The following is a 16,376-nucleotide window of genomic DNA, read 5'->3' as shown; positions in this document are numbered from 1 at the left end:
TGCCATGAATGTCGATAAAGCCGTTCTCGCGTTTGCGGGATTCGTCGTCCTGCTCGGTCTCGCACTGGGCACCTATGTGAATGCGTATTGGTATCTGCTGACGGCGTTTGCCGGACTGAACATGCTGCAGGCCTCGTTCACGGGCTTCTGCCCGGCCGCGATCGTGTTCAGGAAGCTGGGCCTGAGCAGCGGCTGCGCGTTCTCCTGAACGCGCGCGGATGCAGCCTGTAATGCGGGGGAATTTGCCATGACCGACGACACCTTCATCGAGGGGCCTCTCTACGAGAAGCGTAGAAAGGTCTATCCGCAGTCGGTCCACGGGCCGTTCCGCCGCATCAAATGGGCGATCCTCTGCGTCACGCTCGGGATCTATTATCTCCTGCCGTTCGTGCGCTGGAATCGCGGCCCCGGCCTGCCCGATCAGGCCGTGCTGATCGATCTGCCGCATCGCCGCTTCTATTTCTTCTTCATCGAGCTGTGGCCGCAGGAGGTGTATTATTTCACCGGCCTGCTCATCCTCGCGGCGATGATGCTGTTTCTGATGAACGCGGTCGCGGGGCGATTGTGGTGCGGTTATCTGTGCCCACAGACGGTGTGGACCGACCTGTTCTATGCGGTCGAGCGCTGGGTCGAGGGCGACCGGCGCGAGCGCATGCAGGGCGACAAGCGCTACTGGACGTTCGACCACATCCGAAAGGTCGCGCTGAAGCATTTCCTCTGGATCATGATCGCCTGGTGGACCGGCGGCGCATGGGTGCTCTATTTCGACGATGCGCCGACGCTGGTGAAGGAGCTCGCGACCTTCCAGGCTCCGTTCATCGCCTATCTCTGGATCGGGATCCTGACTGCAACGACCTATGTTTTCGCCGGCCACGCCCGTGAGCAGATGTGCATCTACATGTGCCCGTGGCCGCGCATCCAGGCGGCCTTGACCGACGAATGGGCGCTCAACGTCACCTATCGCCGCGACCGCGGCGAGCCGCGCATGTCGGTAAAGAAGGCAGAGGCTGCCCGCGCCCATGGCGATTTCGCCGGCGATTGCGTCGATTGCCACCAGTGCATCAATGTCTGCCCGACGGGCGTCGACATCCGACACGGCATCCAGCTCGGCTGCATCCAGTGCGGCCTGTGCATCGACGCCTGCGACAACGTCATGAGCGAGATTGGCCGGCCCAAAGGTCTGATCGGCTATGACACCGACATCAACATGCAGCGCCGTCGCGAGGGCAAGCCGCCGATCTATCGCATCGTCCGCGCGCGGACGGTGATCTACGCCGCGGCGATCGCCATCGTCGGCAGCATCATGCTGTACACGCTGGCCACGCGCGCGACCATGGACGTCAACGTGCTGCACGAGCGCAATCCGCTGTTCGTCCAGCTGTCGGACGGCGGGGTCCGCAACGATTACACCGTGCGCATTCTCAACAAGGGCGCACAGCGATCGTTCGCGATCGAGGTCTCCGGGCTTCCGGGCGCGGCCATTCGCGTTGCCGGCATCGAGGCCGCGCCCGATGGCAAGCCCGTCGTCGAGGTCGGGCAGGACCAGACCCGCGAGGTCCGGCTGTCGGTGCAGGTCGGGCCCGCCGACCTGCCGAAAGCCTCGCGCGATCTCGAGGTCACGATCACCGATACCGCCGGCGGTGGCCGGGCGAGCGCCCGCGACCATTTCTTGCCCGGTGACAAGTAGGGTCTGCATTGAGCATCCGGCAACGGATGCTCAATGAGACGTTAACATTACCGTTCGAATTGAGACGGCGCGCCAACGGTATTTTCCAATCTTTGCGCTAAGCATGGCCCCGTGACGCAGGCTTTGCCCGCGCATGAACGGGACGAGGGGGCGTGGTCGACATCGCGCAGCAGGCAGCGATTCATCCGGCATCCGCAAAGGACGCCGCGGCCGCGCGCGTCCCGCTCACTACGATCGACCCCGGCCAGTGGCGCGCCCTCGCCCAGCGCGCGGTCGAGCCGAACGGTTATTACCTGCCCGCCTGGGCGCTTGCCGTCAGCGCCACCGCGCGGAGCCGCACCAACGCCTCTGCACTACCTGCATTCGACAAGACTTCGTCGCGGCTGATCGGACTGATGCCGGTGATCTCGCTGTGGCGGGCCTGCAAGATTCCCCTGCCCGCCCTGGTGAGCGCGCACCCCTACGGCACGTTGTGCAGCCCGCTGATCGATCGCGACGCTCCGATCGAGGCAGCCACGCAAGTGTTGCAGGATGCGCGCAAGGCCGGCGCGCATGCGCTCGTGCTGAACGACGTCGCGCTCGACGGCGCTGCGATGCATGCGCTCAAGCAGGCCTTGAGCCGCGACGGACTGAAGCCGCGCATCCTGTCCTCCTACCTCCGCGCCAGCCTCGACGCGACGCAGGACGACGAAACGCTGCTGCGCGACGCGCTCGGCAGCAAGAAGCTCAAGGAGCTGCGCCGCCTGCGCCATCGCCTCGAAGAGCACGGCCCCGTTGCGTTCGACGTCGCACGCCGGCCCGACGAGATCGGGCCCGCGCTTGAAACGTTCCTGCAGCTCGAAGCCAGCGGCTGGAAGGGCAAGCGCGGCACCGCGCTGGTCCAGCATGCCGGCGATGCGGCCTTCATCCGCCGCGCCGTGCCGGCGCTGGCGGAAACCGCGCAGTGCGAGATCATCACGCTTCGCGCCGGCACGGCACCGGTGGCGGCCGGCATCGTGCTGCGCCACCAGGATCGCGCCTTCTTCTTCAAGCTCGGCATCGACGAGCGCTTTGCCAGATATTCGCCGGGCGTGCAGCTCACACTCGAGCTCACCCGCCATCTCTGCGCCGATCCCGCCATCGCCAGCGCGGATTCCACCGCAAGCGCCGACCATCCCATGATCAACCCGATCTGGCGGGGACGTTTCGCGATCGGCGACGTGCTGATCCCGCTGCGGCGGCACGATCCGGTCGTGGCGCTCATTCACGGAGCACTGGTGGGCTTCAACACCGCGCACGAGACCGCGCGACGCCTGGTTCGCCGCCTCCGCAAATAAGCGAACGCTATTCCGCCGCCTGCGCGTTGATCTCCGCCGAGACCTGGCGGATGGCGCGCGCGAGCAGGTTCGGATCCTGCGCGCCGGAGACCGCGTATTTTTGCGCGAAGACATAGGTCGGTACGCCGGAGATGCCCTTCTCGGCGGCCTCCTGGGCGTCCGCCGAGACGCGCGCGACGTCCTCGTCGGTGGCAAGGCGCTTGCGCACGTCCTCGGCATCGAGGCCGATATCGGCGGCCGCCTGCACCAGCACGTTCACATCGGTGAGATCGCCGCCGTCCCGGAAATACAGCTCCATCAGGCGCTGCTTCATCTCCGGCGCCTTGCCGATCGCGTCCGCCCACAGGATGAGACGATGGCAGTCGGTGGTGTTGGGCTGACGCGCGACGAGCTCGGGCTTGTAGACGAGGCCCTCCTCGCTTGCGGCCGCAACGACGCGCCCCGCAATGCCCTTATAGGCCTCGACCGAGCCGAACTTCTGGGTGAGATAGGCCTCGCGGCTGATGCCCTCGCGCGGCACCCACGGATTGAGGAAGAAGGGGCGGAAATTGAGCTTGACCGGGACATCAGGAACGAGCGCCAGCGCGCTCTCGATCCGGTGCTTGCCGATATAGCACCAGGGGCACACCACGTCGGAGACGACGTCGATCTGGAGCGGTTTCAGCGTGCTCATGTCAGGCGCCTCCTTCGGGCGGGGTCACGGGTTCGCCGGAAGATAAGCCGAACCGGGGACGGCGCAAGACACCCCTCCTGCATGGCTCACGACTGCACCTCTGCGGTTATTGTGACGGCTCCGGCCCGTCGGGATACTCGCGGCCACGATCAAGCCTGGGATCAGGAAGGGAGACCGCGATGAGCGCCATTTTCAAGCCGGACGGCCGTCGGTTCCGGGCCACGGAGCACGCCGGCGGGCCGTGGTCGCCGGACATGTTGCAGGGTAGCGCCACGACTGCCCTGATGGCCCGCGAGGTCGAGCGTCTTGCCGTCGATTCCGGCTTTGCGGTGCGGCGCCTGACCTTCGATTTGTGGCGACCGGCGGGCCTGCGTGCTTTCACGACCGTCGCCGAATTGCTGCGCGACGGCCGCAAGGCGAAGACCTTGCAGGTGCGGCTGATGGACGGCGAAACCGAGATCGGACGCTGTACGGCGCTGCTGACCGCGCCGAGCGGAGAATCGCCCGCCGATCCCTTCGCAAGACCCGCGGCGGCCGACAAGGCGCCCGAGGCGGGTGCGCCGCCGCCGGCCTTCGCACAGAAATGGAGCCGCTATTTCCAGAACGTCACGGTCCGGCTGATCGAGGGCGCGCTGGAGAAGCCGGGACCCGCGGCCGCCTGGATGCGGCTCGATGCGCCGCTGGTCGAGGGCGAGCCGAATACGCCGCTGCTGCAGGCGGTGCAGGCCGCGGACTTTTCCAGCGGCGTCGCGCAGATCGTCGACATGCGCGACTGGACCTTCATCAATCCCGAGATCAGCCTCTATTTTTTCCGCCCGCCGGAGGGCGAATGGATCCTGATCCGCGCCGCCACGCGCGTCGGCGCCAACGGTGCGGGCCTCACCTCGGCGACATTGAGCGACCGCAAGGGGCCGTTTGCCGAGGTGATGCAGGCCATGAGCTTCGAGCGGCGCGACGCCGCGCAAGCTCAGGCGTCCTGAGCCGCGAGCGCGACCAGGGTGGCCTCGGACGCGGCGTCCGCCGGCATGAACATCTCGACGCGAAGCTCCTGCAGCGTCACGTCCTGCGGCGTGCCGAGCGTCAGGACCGCGCCGATCAGGCCGATGCCGACATCGCCCTTGCGCAAGCGCACCTCGCAGAGCGGCCCTGGAACGGCGTGATCCCCGATCCCGACTGCGGGAAGCTCCGGCAGCCGCATCAATTCACGCCAGGTCGATTGCAAGGCCTCATCGAGCGGCGCGGCCATCGCTTCATGGCGCGCCCGCGCCAGCAGCGCCGCCGCGACGCCCGGCCAGTTCTCGACGAACGGCTTGATCTCGTCCGGCGCGAGGAACATCCGCATGTGGTTGAGCGGCCGCTGCATGCGCTCGGCGCCAAGCAGCATGGTCATCAGGCGCGATGCGGCGGCATTGGCCTGCTTCACGTTCCAGCGCCGATCGGTAACGATCGCGGGAAACGGCTCGTGCCGCCGGAGCAGAAGATCGATGGCACGTCGCGCGTCGGCAAGCTCGGGCGCGGCGAGATCGCGCTCGCCAAATTGCCGGGCGAAGCCGCCGGCCTCGAGCAGAGCATTGCGGTCGCGCAGCGACAAATCGAGAGCGGATGCAAGCTGCAGCAGAATGTCCCGGCTTGCTGCCGCCTTGCCGGTCTCGACATAGCTCAGATGCTTGATCGAGATGCCGGCCTCGAACGCCAGGTCCGCCTGGCTCAAGCTGCGTCGCGTGCGCCAGCCGCGCAGGAGATCGCCGACAGGGTTGGCCGGCCGCAAGCGCCGGAACGCGCGTGTATCCATCCCGGGGATTATGCGGGGGCGGCTACCGTCTGTAAACGCCGCTATGACAGCCTGGCCGCCATCTGCTTGAGCCGTTCGGCGGTGCGCTCGTCCGCCGGGAAGAAGGTTTCCAGCGCCAGCTCCGACAGCGTGATGTCGACCGGCGTGCCGAATACCATGGTGGTGGAGAAGAAGCTCAGGATCTCGCCCTCGTGGCGCAGCTTGAAGGGGATCGCGACATTGTCGCTCGACAATGGCCCCGCGCGCGCCGGAATCGGATAGCTCTTGAGGTCGTTGTAGAGCTTGATCAGCTCGGGGTCCGCGGTCGCCTCGCATTGCCGGTGCAGCCGCTCCAGGAGGTGCCCGCACCACTCCGCGAGGTTGACCGTACGCGATGCCAGCGCCTCGGGATGGAAGGCGAGCCGCAGCACGTTGACGGGCTGGCCGAGCAACCGCTGGGGAATGCCGTCGAGCAGCGGCGCCACCATGCGGTTGGCCGACACCTGGTTCCAGTGCCGGTCCACTGCGAGCGCGGGATTGGGCTCATGGGCCTTGAGCACGAGATCGATCGCCTGGCGGGCTGATTTCAAGGCAGGATCCTCCAGGGGCCGCTGCTGGAATGCCGGCGCATAGCCGGCCGCGACCAGCAGCACGTTGCGCTCGCGCAAGGGTACGTCGAGGCGTTCGGCGAGCCTCAGCACCATGTCGCGCGAGGGCGCGGCGCGGCCGGTCTCGACGAAGCTTAAGTGACGCGCCGAGATTTCGGCTTCGCCCGCGAGATCTAGCTGGCTCATGCGGCGGCGCTGCCGCCATTCGCGCAAATGGTCGCCGATATGGACCGGTTGGCTGCGTTCGGTACGTGCCGTGGATGCATGTGCGTTCATGACTGAAAATCTAGCATGCAGGTGCCGGCCCTTCCATTACCTGCGAGGTCATGATTTCCGTCCCCTCTTGACTGCGGACGCGCGCACACTCTCTAAACTAATTTCAGGTGCCGGGCGCCGGCGAGCCCGCCGCCGGTCGGGCTTGCGGCAGGCCGGCGCGGTCGACGATCAAATCAGTGAGACCCGCCCCCAGCCACATGCCGCCGAGCACGAGCCAGGCGGTGAGCGCGAAGACCGAGGCGCCGGTCACGCCGGCGCCGACCGCGCAGCCGCCGGCGAGCATCGCGCCGAACCCCATCAGCACCGCACCGAGCAGGTAACGGCGCATGCCGAGCCCGTCCGAAAATCCTTCCAGCTTCAGCTCACCCGCATGCGCCGCTGCGGCGAATGAGCCGAGGAACACGCCCGGAACAATGCCGAGGTCGAAGCCGAGCCGGAGCTGCGAGCTGTTCAGGACCAGCATCAGCAATTCGGCCGACGGTCCGCTGAAGGTGAGGCTCTTCAACGTCACCGGCGCGAACGAGGCCTGCGACAGCTGGTAGGTGAAGAGCCAGCCGGCCACGACGGCCGCTCCGGCCGCGAGCGCGGCGAGGATCAGCCGGCGCGGCAGCCGGCTGCGAAAGGCGAAGGACAGCCCCGCAATCAGCCACACGCCTCCGAAGGCGAGCTTCTCGGGCGTGCCGGCGCCGAACATCGCCATGATGTCGCGCGACGGGCCGCCGTCGACCAGCCACAGATTGGTCACCCACTCGCGCGCAGGCGACAACAAGCCGCGATAGGAAGCCTGAGCCGTGACCGCGAACACCAGGCCCGACAGCAGCGCCCTGAGATTGCCGTTGGCCGAGAGCACGAGCAGTCGGCTGGCGCAACCGCGCGCCAGGATCATGCCGCAACCGAACATCACCCCACCGGCCAGCGCACCGGAGATGCTGCCCTGCTGCGCAAGCTGGCGCGCCTCGGACACGTCGAGCCAGCCGAGCGCGACCAAACCTTGCGTGCCCACCAGCGCGGCGGCGAAGGTCAACAGCCACACTGCAAGGCGCGGCCCGCCCGCGCCGCGGGAGAATTCGACGGCGGCTGCGCGCAGGCAGAAGCGGCTGCGCTGGGCGAAGAATCCAAAGAGACCTCCGACCAGGAGGCCGCCCAGCCATGAAAGACGGTCTTCCCCCATGAGATCGATGAGTGTCGTCAGCACGGCCGCCTCGGCATTCCCTGGACTTGCCAATCTATCGCGAGGCGCGGCCGTGCTGTATGAGCGAGATCAAGCCCGGCGCGCCGCCCCACGCCCGTTCAGGGACGCAGATCGGCATGTCCCTGCTGTTGCGGCTCGGCGAGCCGCACCACGCGCTACGTGGTCCCGCCTAGCGTGTCTGCTTGATGAACTCGGCGATGCGGTCGGCGACGTCTTCCGCGAACAGGTCGCGGAAGAAATGATCGGCATCCTCGATTGTGTCGAGCTGCACCCTGCCGCCGCTCGAACCGGCCAGCGGCGCGAAGGATGCGGCCACATCCGGCACGACACTATCCTTGGTCGCGGCGAGCACCAGCACTGGCAGCTTCGCGCGCACCACGAGCGCCGCGGTGTCCTGGCCGGCGTCGGCACTGTAGAACGAGGCAAAGGACCGCGCCGTGACCACGGCATTGCGGCAATAGATGAAGCCGGGCACGTCCATCCACTCGCCGCCGCGCCCGGCCGCGACCGCCTTGGTCGCCTGCTCCAGCAACGGCTCGAGCGGCTTGCCATAGGTCTTGGCGTAGGAGGCGCGTAAATCGGCCTCCGCCTTTGCGGTCACCGGCGCCAGCAGCACCGCACCCGCCGCCGCAGGCGTTTCGTTCCCCGCCAGATAGCGTGCAACCTGGTTGCCGCCGCGCGAATGACCGAGCGCGAAGACGAGCCGCGACATGCCTTTCGCACGTGTCACCCAGGCGCCAATCTCGGCAACCGCATCGTCGGTGAGGTAATCGTGCCGCGCCGCACAGTCATACATGCCGTTGCGGCGATCGAGCCCCAACGACAGCGTATGGGCGAGCGAGGCGATACCGCGCTGCTCCAGCGCCTTGGCGAGGCCCTGGATGACCTCCATGTCCTTGTGCGCGAGCGTGCCATGGGTCATCACGACGAGCGGTGTGTCCGGCCCCGTCGCGGCTGGTGTGCGGAGCGTCGCGAGCGTCGAGCGGCCCTCGACCGACAGTTCAAGCTCCTGCTCGGCAGCGCTCGCAGGCCCCGCGAGCGCGAGCAAGACCGTCAGTCCCATCAACCATCGCATCGGCGGCGTCTCCTCATGGCCGGACAATTGTCCAGTTCTTTTCGGCAAGATCCATCAGCGCGGCAACCCCGACCTGGGCGACGCTGACGCCTTCGAGCAGCGGAGGCCGCCTGCCCTCCTTCGCCGCCAGCGTCTCCAGCGTGTTGCCGCAGGCGATGAAGCTCACATTGGGCATCGATTTCAGAAAATTCACCAGGCGCTCCTTCACCGGCGAACGGTCGTCGAGCAGCATGTCGAGGCCGCCATTGAAGGCGACCACCGCGATTTCGACGTCCTCGCCCTGCCCGGAATAATGCCGCGCGACGTTGGCCGCAACATCGAGGACCGCGCGCATCTTGACCGGGTCGTCGTCGCTGATCTGCAGCGCGAGCCTGTGAGGCTCAGGAGCCTGGGCCGCGGCCGGCGAGATTGTGATGAACGAGCCGACAGCGAGAGCCGCATGCAGAAGTGTGCGGCGGCTCGCCCGGCCGCGTCTCACTCCACGCCCCGCGACTTCTTCTCCTTGCCGTCCTCAGGCGTCACGTCGATGGCGGCAGCGCGCCCGGTAATCTTCACCGGGGCGATGCAATTCTTCATGCAGGGGTCTTTCTGCCAGAACGACTTCTCGCTGCTGGCGCGGTCGTCCATCACGAAACCCTGCTCGTTCGGCATCTTGATCGTGGCAAGGGTCTTCTTGTTCAGCTCGAAGTTCTGATCGGTGACGACGTCGTTGAGATAGAGGACGTAGGCGACCAGCGCATAATATTCGTCGACGGACAAGGAGCCCGTATTGCCGTAAGGCATGGCGTGCCTGATATAGTCGAACACGGTGGAGGCGTAGGGCCAGTACGAGCCCACCGTCTTGACCGGATTGTCCGAGGTCAGCGAGCCCTTGCCGCCCGCCAGCACCGGCCAGCGGCCGTTGCCCTCGCCGAACTCGCCGTGGCAGCTCGCGCAATTGTCCATGAACAGCTTCTCGCCCTGGGCGGCGGTGCCCTTGCCTTCCGGCAGGCCCTGGCCGTCGGGCCGCACGTCGATATCCCAGCCACGGATCTCCTCCGCGGTCGGCGCGCGGCCGATGTGGTAGCGCGGACCACTCTTGGCATCCGCCTTCTGCTGCGCAAACGCTGGGGCGCTCAGCGCGCAGGCGAGCAGCGCAGCTGCAATGAGCTCAAGCGACTTCGACATTCTCGACCTCACCATTGGCCTGCACATGCCAGGTCTGGATGCCATTGTTGTGATAGATGGAGTTGACGCCGCGGATCTTGCGCAGCTCGGCCTTGCTCGGCTGCACGTATCCGGTCTCGTCCTGGACGCGCGATTGCAGCAGCAGCGGCTCGCCGTTCCAATCGAATTCGTAGTAGAAGCGCGTCAACGCCTTGTCGAGAACCGGGCCATCGAGCCGCGCCGGCCACCAGTTGCGGCCACCGTCGAGCGAGACGTCCACGCGCTTGACCTTGCCGGCGCCGCTCCAGGCGAGCCCCGAAACGATGGTGAAGCCCTTGCCGTGCCTGATCGGCGCCTGCGGGCTCGGGCTCGTGATCACGGACTTCGCGTCCATCGACCAGGTGAAGCGACGCGCCTTGCCGTTCGGCATGAGGTCCGTGTATTTCGACGTCTCCTCCCGGGTGTGCCAGGGCTGGTCGCCGACCTTGATGCGGCGCAGCCACTTGACCCAGAGATTGCCCTGCCAGCCCGGCACCACGAGGCGCATCGGATAGCCCTGCTCGGGATAGAGCGCCTCGCCGTTCATCTTGTAGGCGATGATGCAGTCGTCGAGGGCCTTCTCGATCGGAAGGCTGCGATCCATCGCGGCAGCATCTGCACCCTCGACCAGCAGCCACTTGCCGTTGGTCTTGACGCCGGCTTCTTCCAGCAGCGTGCGCAGCGATACGCCGGTGTACTGCACGCAGTGGATCATGCCGTGGGTGAACTGGCAGCCATTGAGCTGGGCACCGCGCCATTCCATGCCCGAATTCGCCGCGCATTCCATGAAATGGATGCGATTGACGCGCGGGTAGCGCTTCAGCTCCTCCAGCGTGAGGATCAACGGGCGCTCCACGAGCCCATGGATCATCAGGCGATGATCGGCCGGATCGACCTCGGCGATGCCGCCGTGATGCCGCTCGAAGCAGAGACCGTTCGGGGTGATGATGCCTTCGAGCTCGTGCAGCGGCGTGAAGCTCACCGAGGATTCGCGCGAGGCGGTCAGCCATTCGACGTCGCGCCGGACCACGTCCTTCTCGAATTTCGACGGCTTGCCGTACGGGCGCACAGCGACGCCCTCGCCGAGCGACTTGGTCCATTCAGGAACGTTGGGCGGCTGGTTGGCGGGATTGCCGGCTCCCGCCGCGGCGGGCTTGGCGAGCACCGACGCCACGACGCCGGCACCAGCGGCGAGGAAACTGCGTCGGGATTGCCGGGAACTGTCCATCTTCGACATCGCTTCTCACGCTCCGGTAACTTTGACGGCCCGGTTGGGTTCGAGCCGAACGGTTTTCTGTCGCATCAGGTAGTTCGCGACGACGTCCCAGATCGGCGGCCCTTCGGTTCCTTCGTTGACGCTGGCCCAGCCCGCGACCTGGTATTCCCTCGCGGGATCGATCGGCGCGCCGGTCTTGACCATCTGCATGTCCGAGATGCGCTGCCCCTGCGGCTTGGTGACATCGATCGCGTAAGCAAGTCCGCCGATCCGCACCATGTCGCCGCCCTGCTGGTAGTAGGGATCGACGTTGAAGAGATTGTCGGCGACGTCCTCGATGATCTCCTTCAGCCGCGCGCCGGTCATGCCCATGCGGTAGACCGCGGGATAGGTGATCGCGGTTGCGTTGGTGACGTCCTCGAAGGTGATGTCCTGCCCCGGCAGCACGCTGGTCCCCCAGCGGAAGCCGGGCGACAACGCGATCTCGGCGTCGCGCTCCTGCAGCAGCGCCTGGCAGATCAGATCGTCGAACGTGCCGTTGAAATTGCCGCGCCGGTAGAGCAGCGAGTCGGTCTTGCCGAGCACCTTGGCGAGATCGGACGCGAACGGCTTGCGCACCTCGGCGATCTTCGCCGCCATCTCGGCGTCCGCCGCGATCACGTCGGAGAACAGCGGAATGAGCTTGTACCTGTAAGCCTTGACCTCGCCGTCGCGGACATCGAGATCGAGCCGCGAGACGAACTTGCCGGAGGAGCCCGACGCGATCAGCAGGGTCTTGCCGACCTTGACGGCCTCCGGCAGCGCGTCATGGGTATGTCCGGTCAGGATGACGTCGATGCCCTTGACGCGGCTTGCGAGCTTGCGGTCGACGTCGAAGCCGTTGTGGGAGAGCAGCGCGACGAGCTGCGCGCCGCCCTTGCGCGCCTTGTCGACCTGCGCCTGCACGTCCTCCTCGCGCACGCCGAACGACCAGGTCGGAATCATCCAGCGCGGATTGGCGACCGGCGTATAGGGGAAGGCCTGGCCCAGCACCGCGATCTTGACGCCGCCGCGCTCGATCATGGTCGAGGCCTCGAACGCCGCCTCGTTCCATTCGGTGTCGCGGATGTTGAGGCCGAGGAACGGAAAGCCGAGGCCTTCGATCGCCTGCTTGACCCGCTCGGTGCCGTAGGTGAATTCCCAATGTCCGGTCATGGCGTCGGGCTTGAGCAGCGCCATGCAGTCGATCATGTCCTGGCCGCGCGTCTTCAGCGAGGACCACGAGCCCTGCCAGGTGTCGCCGCCGTCGAGCAGCGCGACCTTGTCGCCGCGCTCGGCGCGGATTGCCTTGATCACGGTCGCGGCACGATCGAGGCCGCCGATCCGGCCATAGCTCTTGGCCAGTGCCTCGAAATCCTCGGAGGTCAGGGCGTAGGCCGCCGACGAGCCGGGCGCGATCCCGAAGCGCGTCAAGAACTCCTTGCCGGTGACGTGCGGCGGAAGCCCCTTGGCCTCGCCCACCCCGAGATTGGTCGACGGCTCGCGGAAATAGAGCGGCATCAGCTGGCCGTGGATATCGGTCACATGCACCAGCGTGACGTTGCCGAGCGGCTCGAACGCCAGCAATTCCTTCTCGGTCAGGCGCTGCTGGGCGACCGCCCGGGTCAGGCCGGAGCCGACACCGCCCGAGAGTGCCGCCGTTGCCGCGGCGACCTGAATGAACTCGCGGCGAGAGATCATGCGCAAGACTCCTGCAAGCTCATCGTTTCAGTTGCGCACCGAGGGCGTCTCGACCGGCAACCCGATGCCGCGCCAGGCCACATAGAGCTCGAGCGCGAGGAACTCGTCCGAAAGCGGCTTGAACGGCTCGGCGCGCACGTCGAACATGCAGCCTTCGAAACGCTCATGCAACGGCACCAGGCGCTGATCGCGCAGCCGATAGGTCGGAAAGCCGTTGGTCTGCCCCTGGCTCAGGAAATCGGCGCGCATGAACTTGCCATTGTTGCGCTCGTGGCAGGATTCGCAGGCCAGATCGAGCTGGCCGTAGCGCGTGTAATAGATCTGCTTGCCGCGCTCGAACCAGGGCGACATCGGCCCGTCGGTCTTCACCGAGACCTTCATGCCGTGCGACTGATAGCGCACGAAGGCGGTCATGTCGGTCAGCTCCCGGGATTTGAATTTCCAGGGCTCCGCCTTCATGTGCTCGCTGCGGCAGATGTTGATGCGCTGCTCGAGATTGACCGGCTTCTTCAGCTTGTCGTCCCATTTCGGCATGGCGGCGCCGACGCCCTTCATGCCGGTCTCGGCCTCGCCGTGGCAGCTCATGCAGGACTTGCCCTCGCTCCCCTCGACCTTCTTCCAGGCCTCCGCCGCGCGCTCCACGGCAAGGAATCCCGGATTTTCCAGATCGTCGTCCTGCAGCGCGCGGGTCTCCTTGCTGCGGAACTCGTAGCCGGAGATGATGGTCTTGAAGACGTGGCCGGGCGGCGCCGCGATGCCCTTGCGCTCGGCCTCCTCCGCGGACGCGAGCGTCGCAACCGATGCGGCGGCCACGATCGCAGCGGCCAACCCAATATATCGTGGCGCCATTCGAGCCTCCCTCAATGCGCGATGCGCATCATGCCTTGAGCGCGATCTTCTCTTCGGCCGTGATCACCGCGCCGTCGTCGTCCGTCCAGGAAAATTTGAACGTGCCGGCCTCGTCGATCCTGGCGTCGAACTGGATGTAGGGATTGGCCGAGATCGCCGGCTCCAGCGCGCAGGCGAACACCGGCTTGCCGTTGAACTCGCAGGCGAACTTGTTGATGATCTTGCGCGGAATGGCCTTGCCCTGCGCATCCTTGCGCTGGCCCGATTCCATCACGTGCGAAACCAGGGTCTTGATCTGGATGACCTCGCCCTTGGCGGCTTCCTTCGGAAGCTTGATGCGCGGTTTGTCTGCCATCTGTCTTCTCCTAAGCCCTTAGCCGCCGCAGCCGCCGATGGTGACCTTCACGGTCTTCTGCTCCGTGAACAGCGAACCGTCGCTCATCTTCGCGATCGCAACCACGTTCTGCGTGGATGCGAGCCGGATCCGGATCGAGGCTTCCGCCTTGCCCGACAACGACGTGAACGACAGCGTCGCCACGCCCGCATTCGGGTTGCCGTCCGCGACGATCAGAACGTCCTTGACGTAGGAGTCCGCGGTCATCGGGCTCTCGATGTTGATCGAGAGCGGCACGGTGTTGCCGTTCTCGGCGATTTCCGGCAGGTCGAGCGAAATCTTGCCCTTGGCCGGCTGCCTGCCGCCGGTGAACTTCTCGATCCACTTCGCCGCGTCGTTCGAGACCTCGGCATCGGCCGCCATCGGCATCAGGGTCAGCATGACGAAGCCGCCCCCGAGCGCAAATGCCTGCCGTCGATTGATGGCCTTCATTCCTAATCCTCCTCGCCGTCAGTTCAGCGTCTTGAGAAAAGCGATGACGTCCTCGACCTGCGCGGCCGTCAGAATGGACTTGCCGACGAATTCCGGTCGCACCCGGCTGAGGCCCTCGTTCCTGAAGAACGCGGGCATGACCGTGTTGGTGAAGATGCGCTTGGGATCGGCGATGATGAGGCGCAATTGCGCCTCGCTGTACCGGCCGGCGACACCGTCGAGCGACGGGCCGAACTCGCCGTGAAATTCCTGGGATTTCAGGCTGGTGACCTGATGGCAGGCCAGGCAATTGCCGAGCGTGCGCGTCAGGAAAACCTTCTTGCCGGCGGCGGCGTCGCCGGGCGCGCCGGTCAGGGATTTCGGCAGAGAATCATCGACGACGTCGAGCTTGATCGGCTCCTGCGCACAAGCGCTTCCGATCGTGAGACACCAGGCAAACGCAGCTGCAAGCGAGCGCCGCATGTTTCCTACCCCAGGGATGGCGAGGTGACGCCCGCCTCGTTCGTGACGGATCCGACGATCCATCACATTCATTTATTATGATATGTTGATGTCTTTGATCGCGTCAAGACATATTTGCGCGCGGCGTCGGACTAGCCGCTGGTGGCGAGGAAGTCCTTGAACGAGCCGCGCTCATAGGCGCGATCCCGCACGAAACGAAACATCGCGAGGAAATGCGGCGGCTTCAGATAGCCGGGCGCCCGGGCGACCTCTCGCGCTATCGGCTCCCGCTTTTCGATGCCGCTGGACGACGGCGGAAAGAACTGGAACGTCGGGGTGAACCTGATCCCGTATTTCTGGGCGAGGTCCTTCTCGGACAATTCCTGGCGATCGAAGTCCGTCACCTTGCGGGATCCGACCAGATTGAGCTGGAGAACCTCGAAATTGTCGCGGATGTAGGTCGCAATGCCGGCATCTGCGAAATTCACCAGATGCGTTTCGCGGCAATAGGGACAGCCGCGCAGCTCCCACATGATGGCGAGGCGCTTGCCGTTGGCGGCAGAGCTGTCGAGGTCCTCGCGCAGATCGAGAAAGCTCTGCAGAAACCAGGGCTCGTGATAGAGCCCGTCATCTCCCAGCGCGGGTTCGGCCACGGCCTCCCCGCGGCTCGCGGCGAGTGCGGCGCCCGAAGCCAATGCCAGAACATCTCGCCGCGTCGGCCTGAAGAGGTGCATCGGGAATTTCAACCTTGGAGAATATTGCGGGTCGAGGCTGCTCTATTATAATATTCGAATACTCGAATGTAACAAGGATTTCCGATCTTGCGCTGCATCATGGTGCTGTTGGCGTGGTTGATCTCCGGAACGCTCGCGCTGGGCGCCGAGGGCGACAGCGCGAAGGATTTCGCAGCGGCGATGGAGCCGATGATGGCCAACCTGCGCACCGCCGCGAGCTATGCACGGACCGGAAACATTGCGCTGGCGCAGATGGAAATCGAAGAGGCCACGGCTACCTGGAAGCAGCTCGCGACACATACGCCCTTTCCCCACCCTCCTTACGCGCCTGTCGCGCTGACGGAATTTCTCGGTCGAGGCGGCGAGCGTCTTGGCGCGGCCGCGCGCGCGCTCGACAGCGGGGACGTTGTCGCCGCCGGACGAGAGCTGCTCCTGCTCCGCCGGTCGTTTCACGAGCTCAGGCGTCGATCCGGCCTCTACGGCCTTGCCGATTGCGTCTTCGAAATCGCACCCGCGATGGACAAGCTGCGCGTTGCGGCCACGCATTATGGCGAGCATCCCGCCCCGGCACGGGCCGAGGAGACCATCGCCAGCGCAAGCGCGTTCCGCGACCGTCTGCAACGCTGCAACGATTGGGCCCGGGCGGACGTGGCGGATACAAGTGAATTCCGCCGGCTGATCGACGGCGCGATCGCCAGCAGCACCGAGATCTCCCATGCGGCGATGGCCGGAGACGGGCCGCTCGTCCATCGCTACCTGATCGAGCTGCAGTCTTACGCGCAGCTTCTCGATTTCCGCTTCGGCTGAA

The 16,376-nt window shown here is 65.9% G+C and carries 20 protein-coding genes; 5 read left to right on the top strand and 15 right to left on the bottom strand.

The window, feature by feature from the left end:
- Positions 1–4 precede the first annotated feature (4 nt).
- From D6B98_RS30995 to D6B98_RS30985, 3 genes are all read left to right on the top strand, one after another.
- Positions 5–208: a YgaP family membrane protein gene (locus tag D6B98_RS30995; RefSeq protein ID WP_028181089.1), complete on the top strand. Its 204-nt coding sequence runs from the start codon at positions 5–7 to the stop codon at positions 206–208.
- 39 nt (positions 209–247) lie between these two features.
- On the top strand, positions 248–1,687 hold the full coding sequence (ccoG, locus tag D6B98_RS30990; RefSeq protein ID WP_126260818.1) for a cytochrome c oxidase accessory protein CcoG: 1,440 nt from the start codon (positions 248–250) through the stop codon (positions 1,685–1,687).
- A gap of 152 nt (positions 1,688–1,839) precedes the next feature.
- On the top strand, positions 1,840–3,003 hold the full coding sequence (locus tag D6B98_RS30985) for a GNAT family N-acetyltransferase (RefSeq protein WP_126260817.1): 1,164 nt from the start codon (positions 1,840–1,842) through the stop codon (positions 3,001–3,003).
- 7 nt (positions 3,004–3,010) lie between these two features.
- Here the strand turns inward: D6B98_RS30985 and D6B98_RS30980 are convergent, their stop codons facing one another.
- A complete protein-coding gene (locus D6B98_RS30980) occupies positions 3,011–3,676 on the bottom strand; it encodes a DsbA family oxidoreductase (protein WP_126260816.1) in 666 nt (221 codons plus the stop codon).
- 179 nt (positions 3,677–3,855) lie between these two features.
- On the opposite strand from D6B98_RS30980, the gene D6B98_RS30975 reads away from it, so the two are divergent.
- The gene (locus D6B98_RS30975; protein ID WP_126260815.1) at positions 3,856–4,656 is read left to right on the top strand and encodes a thioesterase family protein; all 801 of its coding nucleotides are present in this window, start codon (positions 3,856–3,858) and stop codon (positions 4,654–4,656) included.
- On the opposite strand, the gene D6B98_RS30970 is transcribed toward D6B98_RS30975, so the two are convergent.
- The 14 genes from D6B98_RS30970 to D6B98_RS41015 form a co-directional block, all read right to left on the bottom strand.
- Positions 4,644–5,468: a helix-turn-helix domain-containing protein gene (locus tag D6B98_RS30970; protein WP_126260814.1), complete on the bottom strand. Its 825-nt coding sequence runs from the start codon at positions 5,466–5,468 to the stop codon at positions 4,644–4,646. The two genes, D6B98_RS30975 and D6B98_RS30970, sit on opposite strands and share 13 nt — an antisense overlap.
- A gap of 41 nt (positions 5,469–5,509) precedes the next feature.
- Entirely contained in the window at positions 5,510–6,331 is an 822-nt protein-coding gene (locus D6B98_RS30965; RefSeq protein WP_126260813.1) for a helix-turn-helix domain-containing protein, read from the bottom strand.
- Between the two features lie 103 nt (positions 6,332–6,434).
- On the bottom strand, positions 6,435–7,526 hold the full coding sequence (locus D6B98_RS30960) for a YeeE/YedE family protein (RefSeq protein ID WP_126260812.1): 1,092 nt from the start codon (positions 7,524–7,526) through the stop codon (positions 6,435–6,437).
- A gap of 166 nt (positions 7,527–7,692) precedes the next feature.
- Entirely contained in the window at positions 7,693–8,598 is a 906-nt protein-coding gene (locus D6B98_RS30955; RefSeq protein WP_126260811.1) for an alpha/beta hydrolase, read from the bottom strand.
- A 13-nt stretch (positions 8,599–8,611) separates the two neighbouring features.
- The gene (locus tag D6B98_RS30950; protein WP_126260810.1) at positions 8,612–9,076 is read right to left on the bottom strand and encodes a DsrE family protein; all 465 of its coding nucleotides are present in this window, start codon (positions 9,074–9,076) and stop codon (positions 8,612–8,614) included.
- On the bottom strand, positions 9,073–9,765 hold the full coding sequence (locus tag D6B98_RS30945; RefSeq protein WP_164718978.1) for a c-type cytochrome: 693 nt from the start codon (positions 9,763–9,765) through the stop codon (positions 9,073–9,075). Before D6B98_RS30945 ends, D6B98_RS30950 begins: the two co-directional genes overlap by 4 nt.
- Entirely contained in the window at positions 9,749–11,020 is a 1,272-nt protein-coding gene (gene soxC, locus D6B98_RS30940; protein WP_126260808.1) for a sulfite dehydrogenase, read from the bottom strand. Before soxC ends, D6B98_RS30945 begins: the two co-directional genes overlap by 17 nt.
- Before the next feature lie 6 nt (positions 11,021–11,026).
- Positions 11,027–12,718 (bottom strand): thiosulfohydrolase SoxB, encoded by a 1,692-nt coding sequence (gene soxB, locus D6B98_RS30935; RefSeq protein ID WP_126260807.1) that lies wholly within the window; start codon positions 12,716–12,718, stop codon positions 11,027–11,029.
- Positions 12,719–12,745: 27 nt separating this feature from the next.
- A complete protein-coding gene (gene soxA, locus D6B98_RS30930; RefSeq protein ID WP_126260806.1) occupies positions 12,746–13,567 on the bottom strand; it encodes a sulfur oxidation c-type cytochrome SoxA in 822 nt (273 codons plus the stop codon).
- A gap of 28 nt (positions 13,568–13,595) precedes the next feature.
- Entirely contained in the window at positions 13,596–13,922 is a 327-nt protein-coding gene (soxZ, locus tag D6B98_RS30925; RefSeq protein WP_126260805.1) for a thiosulfate oxidation carrier complex protein SoxZ, read from the bottom strand.
- 18 nt (positions 13,923–13,940) lie between these two features.
- Positions 13,941–14,393: a thiosulfate oxidation carrier protein SoxY gene (gene soxY / locus D6B98_RS30920; RefSeq protein ID WP_126260804.1), complete on the bottom strand. Its 453-nt coding sequence runs from the start codon at positions 14,391–14,393 to the stop codon at positions 13,941–13,943.
- 18 nt (positions 14,394–14,411) lie between these two features.
- Complete coding sequence (soxX, locus tag D6B98_RS30915; protein WP_126260803.1) at positions 14,412–14,855, bottom strand: sulfur oxidation c-type cytochrome SoxX; 444 nt, start codon at positions 14,853–14,855, stop codon at positions 14,412–14,414.
- 131 nt (positions 14,856–14,986) lie between these two features.
- On the bottom strand, positions 14,987–15,568 hold the full coding sequence (locus D6B98_RS30910; protein ID WP_126260802.1) for a SoxW family protein: 582 nt from the start codon (positions 15,566–15,568) through the stop codon (positions 14,987–14,989).
- An 8-nt stretch (positions 15,569–15,576) separates the two neighbouring features.
- Positions 15,577–15,768, bottom strand: coding sequence for a hypothetical protein (locus tag D6B98_RS41015; RefSeq protein WP_245481499.1), 192 nt, complete (start codon positions 15,766–15,768; stop codon positions 15,577–15,579).
- Between D6B98_RS41015 and D6B98_RS30905 the strand changes: the two genes are divergently transcribed.
- Positions 15,761–16,375 carry a hypothetical protein gene (locus D6B98_RS30905; RefSeq protein ID WP_245481498.1) on the top strand — a complete coding sequence of 205 codons (615 nt, stop codon included), beginning with the start codon at positions 15,761–15,763 and terminating at the stop codon, positions 16,373–16,375. The two genes, D6B98_RS41015 and D6B98_RS30905, sit on opposite strands and share 8 nt — an antisense overlap.
- The last annotated feature ends 1 nt before the right edge of the window (position 16,376 follow it).

This window comes from Bradyrhizobium sp. LVM 105 (genome assembly GCF_003957705.1).
GTDB classification, from domain to species: domain Bacteria; phylum Pseudomonadota; class Alphaproteobacteria; order Rhizobiales; family Xanthobacteraceae; genus Bradyrhizobium; species Bradyrhizobium frederickii.
The sequence above is the reverse complement of the archived record's forward strand: the minus strand, read 5'-3'. Positions and strand labels throughout refer to the sequence as shown.